At 43.5% G+C, this 14,467-nt stretch carries 9 protein-coding genes and 2 rRNA genes; 3 read left to right on the top strand and 8 right to left on the bottom strand.

Going from position 1 to position 14,467, the window contains the following annotated elements; all coding sequences use genetic code 11:
* Window positions 1-33: 33 nt before the first annotated feature.
* The 3 genes from RCG22_RS18535 to RCG22_RS18525 form a co-directional block, all read right to left on the bottom strand.
* A 23S ribosomal RNA gene (locus tag RCG22_RS18535) occupies window positions 34-2,968 on the bottom strand.
* A gap of 202 nt (window positions 2,969-3,170) precedes the next feature.
* Window positions 3,171-4,708, bottom strand: a 16S ribosomal RNA gene (locus RCG22_RS18530).
* Together the 16S and 23S rRNA genes form the textbook arrangement of a ribosomal RNA operon.
* A gap of 901 nt (window positions 4,709-5,609) precedes the next feature.
* Window positions 5,610-6,338, bottom strand: coding sequence for a YheC/YheD family protein (locus RCG22_RS18525; RefSeq protein ID WP_308104141.1), 729 nt, complete (start codon window positions 6,336-6,338; stop codon window positions 5,610-5,612).
* A 187-nt stretch (window positions 6,339-6,525) separates the two neighbouring features.
* Here RCG22_RS18525 and RCG22_RS18520 point away from each other — a divergent pair, with 187 nt between their 5' ends.
* Window positions 6,526-6,786 (top strand): hypothetical protein, encoded by a 261-nt coding sequence (locus tag RCG22_RS18520; RefSeq protein WP_098262247.1) that lies wholly within the window; start codon window positions 6,526-6,528, stop codon window positions 6,784-6,786.
* A gap of 46 nt (window positions 6,787-6,832) precedes the next feature.
* On the opposite strand, the gene RCG22_RS18515 is transcribed toward RCG22_RS18520, so the two are convergent.
* Together RCG22_RS18515 and RCG22_RS18510 are read right to left on the bottom strand one after the other, a co-directional pair.
* The gene (locus tag RCG22_RS18515) at window positions 6,833-7,525 is read right to left on the bottom strand and encodes a glycosyltransferase (protein ID WP_308104140.1); all 693 of its coding nucleotides are present in this window, start codon (window positions 7,523-7,525) and stop codon (window positions 6,833-6,835) included.
* The gene (locus tag RCG22_RS18510) at window positions 7,522-8,217 is read right to left on the bottom strand and encodes a glycosyltransferase family 2 protein (RefSeq protein ID WP_308104139.1); all 696 of its coding nucleotides are present in this window, start codon (window positions 8,215-8,217) and stop codon (window positions 7,522-7,524) included. Before RCG22_RS18510 ends, RCG22_RS18515 begins: the two co-directional genes overlap by 4 nt.
* Before the next feature lie 76 nt (window positions 8,218-8,293).
* Here RCG22_RS18510 and RCG22_RS18505 point away from each other — a divergent pair, with 76 nt between their 5' ends.
* A complete protein-coding gene (locus RCG22_RS18505; protein ID WP_308104138.1) occupies window positions 8,294-9,253 on the top strand; it encodes a GDP-mannose 4,6-dehydratase in 960 nt (319 codons plus the stop codon).
* 124 nt (window positions 9,254-9,377) lie between these two features.
* Here RCG22_RS18505 and RCG22_RS18500 read toward each other — a convergent pair whose 3' ends face one another.
* Both RCG22_RS18500 and RCG22_RS18495 read right to left on the bottom strand, forming a co-directional pair.
* A complete protein-coding gene (locus RCG22_RS18500; protein WP_308104137.1) occupies window positions 9,378-11,120 on the bottom strand; it encodes a GT-D fold domain-containing protein in 1,743 nt (580 codons plus the stop codon).
* A 27-nt stretch (window positions 11,121-11,147) separates the two neighbouring features.
* Window positions 11,148-12,155: a glycosyltransferase family 2 protein gene (locus tag RCG22_RS18495; protein WP_308104136.1), complete on the bottom strand. Its 1,008-nt coding sequence runs from the start codon at window positions 12,153-12,155 to the stop codon at window positions 11,148-11,150.
* Window positions 12,156-12,363: 208 nt separating this feature from the next.
* On the opposite strand from RCG22_RS18495, the gene RCG22_RS18490 reads away from it, so the two are divergent.
* On the top strand, window positions 12,364-13,428 hold the full coding sequence (locus tag RCG22_RS18490) for a glycosyltransferase family 61 protein (protein WP_308104135.1): 1,065 nt from the start codon (window positions 12,364-12,366) through the stop codon (window positions 13,426-13,428).
* Window positions 13,429-13,467: 39 nt separating this feature from the next.
* Here RCG22_RS18490 and galE read toward each other — a convergent pair whose 3' ends face one another.
* Window positions 13,468-14,457 (bottom strand): UDP-glucose 4-epimerase GalE, encoded by a 990-nt coding sequence (galE, locus tag RCG22_RS18485; protein ID WP_308104134.1) that lies wholly within the window; start codon window positions 14,455-14,457, stop codon window positions 13,468-13,470.
* Window positions 14,458-14,467: the final 10 nt, after the last annotated feature.

The raw sequence follows: 14,467 nt of genomic DNA, 5'->3' as shown, positions 1-14,467 counted from the left end.
GAAGAAGTTGTAAAAACGAGTTCGCTTTAAAAATTGGTTAAGTCCTCGAACGATTAGTATCAGTCAGCTCCACATGTTACCACGCTTCCACCTCTGACCTATCAACCTGATCATCTTTCAGGGTTCTTACTAGCTTGCGCTATGGGAAATCTCATCTTGAGGGGGGCTTCATGCTTAGATGCTTTCAGCACTTATCCCGTCCGCACATAGCTACCCAGCGATGCCCTTGGCAGAACAACTGGTACACCAGCGGTGCGTCCATCCCGGTCCTCTCGTACTAAGGACAGCTCCTCTCAAATTTCCTGCGCCCACGACGGATAGGGACCGAACTGTCTCACGACGTTCTGAACCCAGCTCGCGTACCGCTTTAATGGGCGAACAGCCCAACCCTTGGGACCGACTACAGCCCCAGGATGCGATGAGCCGACATCGAGGTGCCAAACCTCCCCGTCGATGTGGACTCTTGGGGGAGATAAGCCTGTTATCCCCGGGGTAGCTTTTATCCGTTGAGCGATGGCCCTTCCATGCGGAACCACCGGATCACTAAGCCCGACTTTCGTCCCTGCTCGACTTGTAGGTCTCGCAGTCAAGCTCCCTTGTGCCTTTACACTCTGCGAATGATTTCCAACCATTCTGAGGGAACCTTTGGGCGCCTCCGTTACTCTTTAGGAGGCGACCGCCCCAGTCAAACTGCCCACCTGACACTGTCTCCCACCCCGATGAGGGGTGCGGGTTAGAATTTCAATACAGCCAGGGTAGTATCCCACCGACGCCTCCACCGAAGCTAGCGCTCCGGCTTCTCAGGCTCCTACCTATCCTGTACAAGCTGTACCAAAATTCAATATCAGGCTACAGTAAAGCTCCACGGGGTCTTTCCGTCCTGTCGCGGGTAACCTGCATCTTCACAGGTACTATAATTTCACCGAGTCTCTCGTTGAGACAGTGCCCAGATCGTTACGCCTTTCGTGCGGGTCGGAACTTACCCGACAAGGAATTTCGCTACCTTAGGACCGTTATAGTTACGGCCGCCGTTTACTGGGGCTTCGATTCAGAGCTTCGCTTGCGCTAACCCCTCCTCTTAACCTTCCAGCACCGGGCAGGCGTCAGCCCCTATACTTCGCCTTGCGGCTTCGCAGAGACCTGTGTTTTTGCTAAACAGTCGCCTGGGCCTATTCACTGCGGCTCTTCGAGGCTATTCACCTCAAAAAGCACCCCTTCTCCCGAAGTTACGGGGTCATTTTGCCGAGTTCCTTAACGAGAGTTCTCTCGCTCACCTTAGGATTCTCTCCTCGCCTACCTGTGTCGGTTTGCGGTACGGGCACCATTTATCTCGCTAGAGGCTTTTCTTGGCAGTGTGGAATCAGGAACTTCGGTACTAAATTTCCCTCGCTATCACAGCTCAGCCTTAGTGAGAAGCGGATTTGCCTACTTCTCAGCCTAACTGCTTAGACGCGCATATCCAACAGCGCGCTTACCCTATCCTCCTGCGTCCCCCCATTGCTCAAACGATAAAGAGGTGGTACAGGAATATCAACCTGTTGTCCATCGCCTACGCCTTTCGGCCTCGGCTTAGGTCCCGACTAACCCTGAGCGGACGAGCCTTCCTCAGGAAACCTTAGGCATTCGGTGGATGAGATTCTCACTCATCTTTCGCTACTCATACCGGCATTCTCACTTCTAAGCGCTCCACCAGTCCTTACGGTCTAGCTTCAACGCCCTTAGAACGCTCTCCTACCACTGACATCTAAGATGTCAATCCACAGCTTCGGTGATACGTTTAGCCCCGGTACATTTTCGGCGCAGAGTCATTCGACCAGTGAGCTATTACGCACTCTTTAAATGGTGGCTGCTTCTAAGCCAACATCCTGGTTGTCTAAACAACTCCACATCCTTTTCCACTTAACGTATACTTTGGGACCTTAGCTGGTGGTCTGGGCTGTTTCCCTTTTGACTACGGATCTTATCACTCGCAGTCTGACTCCCACGGATAAGTCTTTGGCATTCGGAGTTTGTCTGAATTCGGTAACCCGATGAGGGCCCCTAGTCCAAACAGTGCTCTACCTCCAAGACTCTTACTACGTGAGGCTAGCCCTAAAGCTATTTCGGAGAGAACCAGCTATCTCCAAGTTCGATTGGAATTTCTCCGCTACCCACACCTCATCCCCGCACTTTTCAACGTGCGTGGGTTCGGGCCTCCATCCAGTGTTACCTGGACTTCACCCTGGACATGGGTAGATCACCTGGTTTCGGGTCTACGACCACATACTCAAACGCCCTATTCAGACTCGCTTTCGCTGCGGCTCCGTCTTTTCAACTTAACCTTGCATGGGATCGTAACTCGCCGGTTCATTCTACAAAAGGCACGCTATTACCCATTAACGGGCTCTAACTACTTGTAGGCACACGGTTTCAGGAACTATTTCACTCCCCTTCCGGGGTGCTTTTCACCTTTCCCTCACGGTACTGGTTCACTATCGGTCACTAGGGAGTATTTAGCCTTGGGAGATGGTCCTCCCTGCTTCCGACCGGATTTCTCGTGTCCGGCCGTACTCAGGATCCACTCAGGAGGGAACGAAGTTTCAACTACAGGGTTTTTACCTTCTATGACGGACCTTTCCAGGTCGCTTCATCTACCCCGTTCCTTTGTAACTCCATGTTGAGTGTCCTACAACCCCAAGAGGCAAGCCTCTTGGTTTGGGCTATGTCCCGTTTCGCTCGCCGCTACTCAGGGAATCGCGTTTGCTTTCTCTTCCTCCGGGTACTTAGATGTTTCAGTTCCCCGGGTATGCCTTCTATACCCTATGTATTCAGGTAAAGATACTGTTCCATTACGAACAGTGGGTTCCCCCATTCGGAAATCTCCGGATCAAAGCTTACTTACAGCTCCCCGAAGCATATCGGTGTTAGTCCCGTCCTTCATCGGCTCCTAGTGCCAAGGCATTCACCGTGCGCCCTTTCTAACTTAACCTAAAAGGTTTATAACTCTTACTTACATAAGAGAGAAAAACTAAAATGGCGATTACTCGATGTTTACTTTGCTTCTTCTTACGATTATCTAGTTTTCAAAGAACGATGTGTTGAGAGAAATTGCACTCTCAAAACTAAACAAACAAAATACGTGCGATAAACAAACTGTTTTGTCTGGCTCACAGGTCCAGCTTTATCCTTAGAAAGGAGGTGATCCAGCCGCACCTTCCGATACGGCTACCTTGTTACGACTTCACCCCAATCATCTGTCCCACCTTAGGCGGCTGGCTCCTTGCGGTTACCCCACCGACTTCGGGTGTTACAAACTCTCGTGGTGTGACGGGCGGTGTGTACAAGGCCCGGGAACGTATTCACCGCGGCATGCTGATCCGCGATTACTAGCGATTCCGGCTTCATGCAGGCGAGTTGCAGCCTGCAATCCGAACTGAGAATGGTTTTATGGGATTGGCTAAACCTCGCGGTCTTGCAGCCCTTTGTACCATCCATTGTAGCACGTGTGTAGCCCAGGTCATAAGGGGCATGATGATTTGACGTCATCCCCACCTTCCTCCGGTTTGTCACCGGCAGTCACCTTAGAGTGCCCAACTAAATGCTGGCAACTAAGATCAAGGGTTGCGCTCGTTGCGGGACTTAACCCAACATCTCACGACACGAGCTGACGACAACCATGCACCACCTGTCACTCTGTCCCCCGAAGGGGAACGTCCTATCTCTAGGAGTGTCAGAGGATGTCAAGACCTGGTAAGGTTCTTCGCGTTGCTTCGAATTAAACCACATGCTCCACCGCTTGTGCGGGCCCCCGTCAATTCCTTTGAGTTTCAGCCTTGCGGCCGTACTCCCCAGGCGGAGTGCTTAATGCGTTAGCTGCAGCACTAAGGGGCGGAAACCCCCTAACACTTAGCACTCATCGTTTACGGCGTGGACTACCAGGGTATCTAATCCTGTTTGCTCCCCACGCTTTCGCGCCTCAGCGTCAGTTACAGACCAGAAAGCCGCCTTCGCCACTGGTGTTCCTCCACATCTCTACGCATTTCACCGCTACACGTGGAATTCCGCTTTCCTCTTCTGCACTCAAGTCCCCCAGTTTCCAATGACCCTCCACGGTTGAGCCGTGGGCTTTCACATCAGACTTAAAGGACCGCCTGCGCGCGCTTTACGCCCAATAATTCCGGACAACGCTTGCCACCTACGTATTACCGCGGCTGCTGGCACGTAGTTAGCCGTGGCTTTCTGGTTAGGTACCGTCAAGGTACCGGCAGTTACTCCGGTACTTGTTCTTCCCTAACAACAGAGCTTTACGACCCGAAGGCCTTCATCGCTCACGCGGCGTTGCTCCATCAGACTTTCGTCCATTGTGGAAGATTCCCTACTGCTGCCTCCCGTAGGAGTCTGGGCCGTGTCTCAGTCCCAGTGTGGCCGATCACCCTCTCAGGTCGGCTACGCATCGTCGCCTTGGTGAGCCGTTACCTCACCAACTAGCTAATGCGCCGCGGGCCCATCTGTAAGTGTCAGCCGAAACCGACTTTCAGCTTTTCCTCATGAGAGGAAAAGGATTATCCGGTATTAGCACCGGTTTCCCGGTGTTATCCCAGTCTTACAGGCAGGTTGCCCACGTGTTACTCACCCGTCCGCCGCTAACCACCGAAGTGATTCGCTCGACTTGCATGTATTAGGCACGCCGCCAGCGTTCGTCCTGAGCCAGGATCAAACTCTCCGAGAAAGTTGATTAGCTCATTTTGCTACGTTGGCTTAGTTTCATTGCTGAAACTAATAATTTTTTGTTTGTTTTGCACGATTTTGTTTGTTTAGTTTTCAAAGAACAATTTAACGAGACAACTTTTATATCATATCATTTTTCTTCACTAATTGTCAACAACTAATTAATATTTTCTTAGAAAAGTTTAGTAGTTTCGGTGACAACTTTCATATCTTATCATCAATCAATAATCAATGTCAACAACAACTTAATATTTTTTTAATGGTTAGTTGGTTTCTTTGACAGTTAATACATCATATCACCCCTACTTTATTAATACAAATGAAATTTTTTACAAACAAAAACTACTCACCATGCCAGCCTAATATATAAGTTAATTTTTTTAATATGATAATATGATATATATATCTTCATATAAAGGGGAATGTAAAATTGTTGTCATACATTTTTACTTGCAAATTGATATACAGAAAATATTGGTTAGGCTCCACTATAACTGAATGTTGATTTCACTGTGTTTGAAAAATAAACGGAGAAAATCCGGCTAAATTGGGAAATACCCATATTTCCTTAAAAATAAGGGGAGTTTTTCCGCTTATATGGTCCAAATCTTTAGATATTGTCTTATTTAGAGGAATTAAGCGGAATATCTCCGCCTATATCTGCTACTTTAGCTTCCTCTATAAACAATAGACGGAAATTTTCCGCCTATGAATTCATACCTACACATATATCAATACGAGTAGCCGGAAATGGTTTGCCAACTTCTTCGTACTACGCAATCCGAAGAATTAGCAATGAAAAGCAAAATGACAAGGGAAGAACCCCTTGCTATTTCAATGTTTTTTTAATCCCTCTAGCCTTACAAATTGCCCTACATTTTATAGTCCAAAAATGAAATCGATTATCCCTCCATGAACTTCTTTATTCTTTGATAGATTGTTTTATCATTCACTTTTTTAAACATCCCAATGCTTGGACTTAGATTTGCCTCAATAATAAATAACCTTCCATCAGCTGTAATCCCCATATCTAATCCAAATACCTTTGAATCAGGATAAAATTCCTGCAGTTCATAGGCAGTTACTAGTGAAATATTATCCATTTCTATCATCAATTCCGCAAAGTCTATTCCCTCTATATCTGATTGTTCATAAGCTTGTTCTATCATTTGAAGCTCTTTTACCACGTTCGTTATGAAGAAACCATCCTCCGCTACTTTGACGATTTTCCCAGTCACTTCCCATTCGATAGCGCCTTCCTTCCGCTGGACCATGACTCGGATATCAAAGGGATTCCCTTCAATCGTAGCCAAAGGGATCCTTTGTTGGACAATGTGGAGCTTATTTTTCTGCAGGATCTTGTCCAAAAATTCATGAAGAATACAGCTATCCAAAACCATTTTATTTTTTTTATTGTGAATTTCATACTGATTTACTCCACACTTGGATACCTGGACAACTCCATACCCCTGCTTCCCTTCGCTTGGTTTAACGACAACCGATCCATATTCATTTAAATGTTTCCAAAATGCAGTTTCTGAGAATAAATGAGTCTTGGGCAAGTAATCTACGAGGGTCTTATTTTCCATCATCACAAGATATTTTGTCCATTTTCCGTAGGAATAACTCATACACCCCTCCCCTTTCGTTAGAGAGACTTATCTTATTATTCTATTCAAAGCTGTCCCGATGTTCTTGTATGTTTGTCCAAAAGAATAGGAGTCTTAAAATTGGCAAGAAAAATGAGATTTGACCATGTCCTTAATTTTTCTTATGCATATATTAATTTGAAAACCTTTTTGAAAGGGGGTTGTACAAATGGGGTGTCGCAAAGAAAAAAGCGATTGTAGTTGCAAGAAAGATTGTTTATGTCGCATTTTAAAAAAATTCAAGCATAGCGAAGTAACGATCAGAACAAAATCCGGTGATTTATTTACTGGGGAGCTAATCCGTGTAACAAACGACTGCTGCGTAAAAATCATTGAGCCAGATATGGTATCTCCTTTTGTTACGGAACGATTGACAGTTATCCGTTGTAAGGACATCGAAAGCTTTTCCGTCGATTTACTTAGCGGTTGATCGCTCTAAAAGTCCGAAGTAAGGCAGTGACAATACCGTCACTGCCTTACCTTGTGTTATCGAAGTATTTTTCAATCGAAGGGGGATGACCGATGAAATGACCTTGCCTTCTTAAAAACTGCGCCTTTGCATCTGAATGATGATGAAGAGGGTCATTGTAACGTATATAGGCATAGTGCTCCTTCGATAACGAATACATTTTCAGCCTATTTTCAAAACAAAGACGTTGAAACCCGCTATCCTCGCCCACATTCACATCGGGAAAGCGAATCTTATCGTGGATTTTCTTCTTGAAGGCGAGCGTGGCCCCACTTAAAAAGTAGGAACTTTTATACGGACCATTGTTCACAATCCATCGATTTTCATGATTGGGATTATATAAGCGCAGTTCATGATTTTTTTTAAAATAAATGTAAAAGCTGCTTTTACCCACTACATCTGCATCTGTTTGAACAAGAGTCCCATACACTTCCTTTAGGTAGTCAGGACCGTAATAGTCATCATCATCCATTTTTGTGACAAAATCATAATGGGCCACGCTAACCCCTTGATTTAAACATGCTCCCAAACTTACTTCATCCGGACAGCGGAGAATTTTATGTTCAGCAACATCCACTTCCATCACAGAAGAATTAACAATAATAATAAGTTCTTTTTCGACCAACGTTTGTCTCTTGAAATTCTCGATAAGGTTGGGGACAAAATCCTTCCGATTCGTGCACGCTATGATAGAAATCATAAGGTCTCTCCCCCTTCACGCACATACTCCTCAAACGTATCCGTCATCGCAATCCTTCGGCATTGTTTTTGAAAGGTCTCATCAAGGACCCGCCAGGAATGCTGATGACTCTCCGGGTAGCGAATCAGGACATAATCGTGAAGGCTCCCTGAATATAAGGATAGCTTTTGGTCAAAGCAATCCTTTTGAAATTGTATATCCTCACCATTATTTAAGGCCTGGAACGGAGCCTTTTCGAGTACTGCCTTTTTAAAAACTAACGTCCCTCCTGCCAGAAACACCCGTTTATTTTTCAAAAAGAAAGAATTCATCCCTGGCCGGAATACTGTCAATAGCTTATCTTTTTTAAAATAAACAAAAATCCCTGCCTTCCCGACGACGTCTGCCCCTTGATCCTTTAACACGCGAAGGGCATTTTCCAAGTAAGCAGGTGAATAATAATCATCATCGTCGAATTTTGCGATTGTTTCATAGCAGGCCTGCATAGAACCAAAATTCAGACACTCCCCTAATGTTTTCTTTTCATCCAGTTGAAATACACGTATATTTGGCGCAACTAAATTTCCTAGTTTCATATCATTCTTGTTTAAAATAATAATGAGTTCTTTCTCCTCCAAGCTTTGCCGCGAAAAATTCTCGATTACACGCTCAAGCATGTTTTCTCTGATTGTACTCGTTACGACGGTTATCAAGATGTCCATCTCCTACCTATACCCAATCTTTATTTATTTCATAGTATGTAAGAGACTTGAAAAATAGAGGTGAAACATGGAAAAGAAAGTGCTGATTACGGGAGTGGCGGGATTCCTGGGTTCACAGCTTGCTAAGGATTTACTTGCAGCCGGATGTGTCGTCGTTGGAGTCGATAATTTATCATCCGGAAAAATAACCAATATAAAGGGTCTCCCGGAAGGCCGGTTTATTTTTAAAGAGATGGATGTCTGTTCGCGGAAAATACTTACTGACCCTGACTTTTTAAACGTTCAGGAAATTTACCATCTTGCCTCGGCTGCCTCTCCAAAATATTATCAAGCAAGCCCGTTTGAAACGATTAATGTAAATACGATTGGAACGAAAAATATGCTCGAACTAGCCAAGAGGAAGCAAGCGAAGATTGTATATACCAGTACAAGCGAGGCCTATGGTGATCCGGAAGTGCATCCGCAGCCGGAAACTTATCGAGGAAACGTCAATACATGGGGACCGCGTGCCTGTTACGATGAAGCGAAACGATTAGGAGAGGTCCTTTGCTATTTGTATTTTACGGAATATCAAACAAAGGTAAAGGTGGCGCGGATTTTTAATACGTATTCAGCAGGCCTAGCGAACGATGATGGCCGCGTGATCTCCAACTTTGTCAGCCAAGCGCTAACAGGGGAGGACATGACCGTATATGGAGATGGAACGCAGACGCGGTCGTTCTGCTATGTCACCGATACCCTCAACGGACTAAAGCTTTTAATGGAAAAAGACGAGGCCAACGGGGAAATCATCAATATCGGCAACCCCAACGAATATCCGATCATCGAATTAGCGCATTTGGTAAAAACATTGGCTAATTCAGCAAGTAACATTACCTTTCATCCCCTGCCGGTAGACGACCCAAAAGTCAGGTGTCCTATCATTGACAAAGCAAAGGAATTGTTAGGTTGGGAGCCTGCTATAACATTGGAGAATGGATTGAAAGAAACCATTGCCGAGTACACAAAAAAACTTAATCAACCATAAATACCTGCGAGAGCTTGGATTCCTTCCAACAAAAGAATCCGTCCCTACATGCCCTCACATCGAAGAAACCCCTTGAAGTCCTCAAGGGGCTATTTTCTATCACATCATTCATCTAGTGAAATTACTACAAAATGTTATATAGAAGGTAAAAATGTTTATTTTGTTGCAGCCCAAAATTGTTTAAACTCTCAATGATCAAATCCTTTTTTTCATGATCAAGAACAATAATCGCATCTATCTTGCCCTCTTGTAATTTTTGGACTGCAGCAGGTATTTTTTTACTCTTATTGGTATCAATCAACTTTTCCACCTTAATACCACTCTTTTTGGCAATCCTCGCTTTATAATTTCTGCATCCTCTTTCCGGCCCAATAACAATAACCTTTGGCAGACGTCCTTTTACCTGATGAAAGGCACGAAATATGGCTCTTGAAGAAGCAATCTGTATTTCATTCACTGTCGCAAGACCATCTTTATTCGAAAGGGAACCTTTATGAATTCGATAATCTAATAAAACCCTCTCAACCTTTTCCATTTCACCTTTTTCGAGTAATTTTAGCCATAAATCATAATCATAGGCTATTTTGAATCGAGGGTCGTATCCCCCAACTTCCCAGAAAACATCCTTTGAGAACATAACCGAGCTATGGGTCAAAGGACAGCCCCAGAAAATAATGTTTCTAATTTCTTCCCTTGAGGTATGCTGGTTTCTCCAAGTCGTCAATCCCTCATAAACCGAATCAGGAATATCAGCATCCCCCGAAATACATTTGATCCATGTGCCCACCCCAACCAATTGAGGGTGTTCCTGAATATAGTTAACTTGGTCCTCAATCCTGGGCGGATAGCTGTTATCATCTGCATCCTGAATAGCAATCCAGTCGCCCCTTGCCTGGCTTATTCCTAAATTCAAGGCATTGGCCGCACCTTGGTTCCTCTCAAGATGAATTACCTGAACCCGATTATCTTGGATTTGATCTAAAATTTGTTTGGTTGAATCGCTGGAACCATCATTTACGATAATTAGTTCAAAATCTGCATAGGACTGGGCAAGGGCATTTTCGAGTGCTTCTTCCAAAAACCTTTCCCCATTATGAACAGCCATCACCATGGATACAAAATAATTCTTGCTCTTACCAGCCTTCCAATCCATTAATATCTTACTATAATTAAAGTTTTCTCCATCAATCAACTTATCTAAGGCATGCCCAAAGTCGATAACAACTCTATTTGTATGGTTGGCCAAACGTGGGGCTAGAATGGTTGCTGGAATTCCAGCTGCGACAAGGGCAATATCCCAATCCCTTGAAGCAAGGTCTTGATAGGCATCCTCTATTTGTTCAAAACCCTCTAGTACCCTTGTATAGGTTACATTAAAGCCTCTTTTGATAAAAAGCGGTGCTGCTTCAGTGGCCCGTCTTCCTATTAAGGCTATTTTCCTTCCTTTTAAGATCGTCCAGAATTGAGGATTCGTAATCATGTCGTGCGTAATAAACGCCGAGCAAACTTTCTCAGGGATAAAGTTTAGATAGCCTAGCAGCTGACCTGTCAGTTTAGCTGTCTCCCGATCTTCCCAGGCATGGCCCCATGAAGCATGAAAACCAACAATATCCGTTGTTCTTAATGCTGTATCTAATTCTTTTTTTATCGTCGTCAGCGACTCGGTTGCTCCTGCGTAGGCACTATTGGGTTCAAATAATATGGTCCATTCAGGAAAAAACGTCCAGCCTAGGTGAGCTAATTCACCATGTCCATAACGGCCAAGTGAAAGTGGCTTTTGGTTTTGAAGAGCATCCTCCATTAACATCAATACAGTTTCAAGGTCCAGCATCTTTTCTTCATAATTTGGCTGGTTATGGAACTCCACGTTCTATCACTCCTTTTAACAGGAAATTTACAAGGCAGACCATAAGGTAAAATAATCCTTATTTAATTGCAGCCCCTTATCTGAAAGGTAGTTTATCAATTGATTTTCAACTGGTGCATTAGAAAGAATGATGAACGCATCTATCTTACCCAGCTTGTATAGCTCGTAAGATTTACGCATATCTTTTCGTCCATTCGAGAAAAGATTGATTCGAGGATGAAATATTCCTTCCTTTTGCATTATTTTCGTAAAGGCAATACATCCTGCCTTCGTTCCATGAACAACAACAACAGGCTCTCCTTTTTTTCCTGTGAAACAGTGCTTACGAATAAACTTGGTTGAAGAGATTAGAAATTCTTTCGAGGTTTCGAGGACATTTGAATTGGATAGTGAATTAGGGGATATCCGATATTTATATAGAACCTTTGGGACGATTTCGACCGGACCAACATCAGCTAGACGCGTAAAGAACTCATAATCGGAGGCAATCTTGTATTGCGGGTCATAACGACCGGCTTGCAAAAAGGCATCTTTTGACATTAGCAGCGAACCATGTGTAATCGGACATCCTTTGAATAACTCTTCCTTTATTTTTTCCCAACTTAAAATAGAGTTTTTATATCTTTCGTTACTTAACATATGTGCTCTTTGTCCGTCAGATAGATCTCTCCCCGCAATACATTGAATAAAAGAACCTACGGCAACAACACCGGGGTTCGCTTTTAGATAATTAACCTGTTCTTCAATTCGTTGAGGCAAACTAAGATCATCTGCATCATGGATGGCAATCCACTCTGCTTCAGTTTGGCTAATCCCCACATTCAACCCGTTGGCTACCCCTTTATTTACTTCCAAATGGATGATTTTCACCCTTTGGTCGGTAATTGCATTCAATATTTCTGTCGTAGAATCTGTTGATCCATCATTGACTAAAATAATCTCCAATGGCTGATAGGTTTGAGATAAAATGCTATTCAATGTTTCCTGGAGATATTCCTCCCCATTATAAACAGCCATAACTAGCGCAACTTTCAACCGATTAGCCTCCTCATAACGATTATCTTCATTGTTTTCACTCCCAAGGAAATTAACTCCCTCTCTATCCTATTCTCTGAATAAACCCGCCGTTCCCCGAATCCTGGATATACACCTCAGAGGGAAGGAAGATTTCACTTTTTTGAAAATATATCGAACGTAAGCATCATACTTATTTAGAAACCATCAAATGAGTGGAGGGGTACTTTTGCGCTTTCAACCACCTGAAGATATTTTCCCCTCAGTAAACGAGTGGCTGGAATTAGGGGCAGAGTCAATGAGAAAAGGTATTTATAAACCCATTTACCCCCACTTTTATCTAAAAAAGAGGGTGAAGAACCCTCCCGTAAGGTATCCAATCAAATTAGCAGAAGGTTACGCTGCCATCATTCCCGGAGGTCGCGTTTGGGGTGATAACGGAGCCATCGTAACTCCGGAAAATAAATTAATATGGGATGTATCTTTAGAATGGGTAAAAAACAAATGGGACCATTCGATCTTTAAGATGGAAACTCTCCCGCCTGTAACAGACTACTATGATGCAATCGCTGACTTAACACACGTAGGTAGCAGAAATTACTACCATTGGATGTTTGAGGTACTTCCACGGCTTCATTTGATACGAGAAAGCGGGTTTACTGTTAATCGTTATATCATGAAATATGCCCCAGAGCATTCCCCTTTTCAATCTGAAACCATGACACATTTAGGGATTTCAAGAGATGACATCAAAAAAACACATCGCCACTTCCATATTCAGGCGAAAAATTTAGTCGTTCCCTCACAGCCATCCTTTGTAACAAAATGGGCCTATGATTTTCTAAGAAACAGCTTTTTGACTGAAAATAAATTAAATCCTTCTATTAATAAGCGAATATATATTAGCAGAAGGGAGACACGAAGAATTCTGAACGAAAATGATTTAATAGAATTCCTCACCGCTTATGGCTTTATTAAAGTTGAACTTGAATGGATGTCCGTTGCAGAGCAAGTTCAGCTTTTTTCAGGGGCCGAGGCCATTGTTGCTCCACATGGCGCCGGATTAACCAATTTAACCTTTTGCCCGCCTAAAACAAAAATTCTCGAAATTTTCCCCTCCACCTATATAACTGGTCTTTATTGGCTAATTAGTGCATTAGGAAACCTGGACTATTATTATTTTATCGGCGCAAGTGAACAGGTCCCGAACGCTCAACAATGGCATGGGTACGATAATCTAACAATTGATATGAAAAAATTCAGCAGCTTTTTCAAAACTATTGGAATCAAATGATCGGAGAATTGCTGTATTTTATCGCTATGGGTTATTTTTTTATTTATATCCATCGGGATAGTTTCGATGCCAGTTCCAAGCTGTTTGAATCATCGTATGGATATCAAACTTTGGCATCCAACCCAGTGCTTCCCTGACTTTCTTTGATGATGCCACTAATCGAGGGGGATCACCCTTTCTTCGCGGTTGAATGTTAACAGTAGCTTTGATGTTTGTAACTTGTTCACAGAGGTGAATCATTTCCAAAACGGAAACACCTCGTTCATTCCCTAAATTGAAGATTTCTGCTGTTTTTTTATGTTGATTTTTCAATAAAAATTCCAATGCGAGAATATGACCGGTGGACAAATCGGTGACGTGTATATAATCGCGAATACACGTGCCGTCTGGGGTGGCATAATCATTCCCATGAATCTCAATACAAGCTGACTTCCCCTGTAAATGTCTTAAGATATTAGGAATCAAATGGGTTTCGGGAGTATGGTCCTCTCCAATTTCGCCTGATGGATGTGCTCCGGCCACATTAAAATATCGAAGGGCGATAAAATTGAAGTCATCGCGATCTGAAATACTATTTAACATGGTTTCTATCATTAATTTTGATTTTCCATAAGGATTAATCGGGTGAGTCGGCAGCTTTTCATCGATAGTTGATTGATTCGGAATCCCATAGGTTGCACAGGTCGAGGAAAAGATAAAATGCTTAATCTGGTATTGATTTATTTTTTGAAGTAAGCGAACGGTTTCCACAACATTATTTTGATAGTACTTAAGGGGATTAACAACAGATTCACCTACAAGACAGCTCGCTGCAAAGTGCATAACCGCCTGGATGGAGTAGGTTTTAAATATACCGTCGAGGAGTTTCGGATCTCCCGCATCCCCCTGAAGAAAAATGGCCCGTTTATCTACTGCTTCGATATGACCAGTGGTTAGATTGTCTATAACTAAAACGGAATAGCCCCTATCCGCAAGATCCCTGACAACATGACTGCCAATATAACCGGCTCCTCCCGTAACTAAAATCATCGATTACTCA

Source organism: Neobacillus nitrireducens (assembly GCF_030915405.1).
Lineage (GTDB): Bacteria > Bacillota > Bacilli > Bacillales > Cytobacillaceae > Neobacillus.
This window is presented reverse-complemented; position numbering and strand designations above follow the sequence as displayed.

Excerpts from the sequence above, each read along its gene's own strand:
- RCG22_RS18505 (WP_308104138.1), top strand. The coding sequence starts at position 8,294 with ATGGAAAAGAAAGTGCTGATTACGGGAGTGGCGGGATTCCTGGGTTCA.
- galE (WP_308104134.1), bottom strand. The coding sequence starts at position 14,457 with ATGATTTTAGTTACGGGAGGAGCCGGTTATATTGGCAGTCATGTTGTC.
- RCG22_RS18520 (WP_098262247.1), top strand. The coding sequence starts at position 6,526 with ATGGGGTGTCGCAAAGAAAAAAGCGATTGTAGTTGCAAGAAAGATTGT.
- RCG22_RS18515 (WP_308104140.1), bottom strand. The coding sequence starts at position 7,525 with ATGATTTCTATCATAGCGTGCACGAATCGGAAGGATTTTGTCCCCAAC.
- RCG22_RS18525 (WP_308104141.1), bottom strand. The coding sequence starts at position 6,338 with ATGAGTTATTCCTACGGAAAATGGACAAAATATCTTGTGATGATGGAA.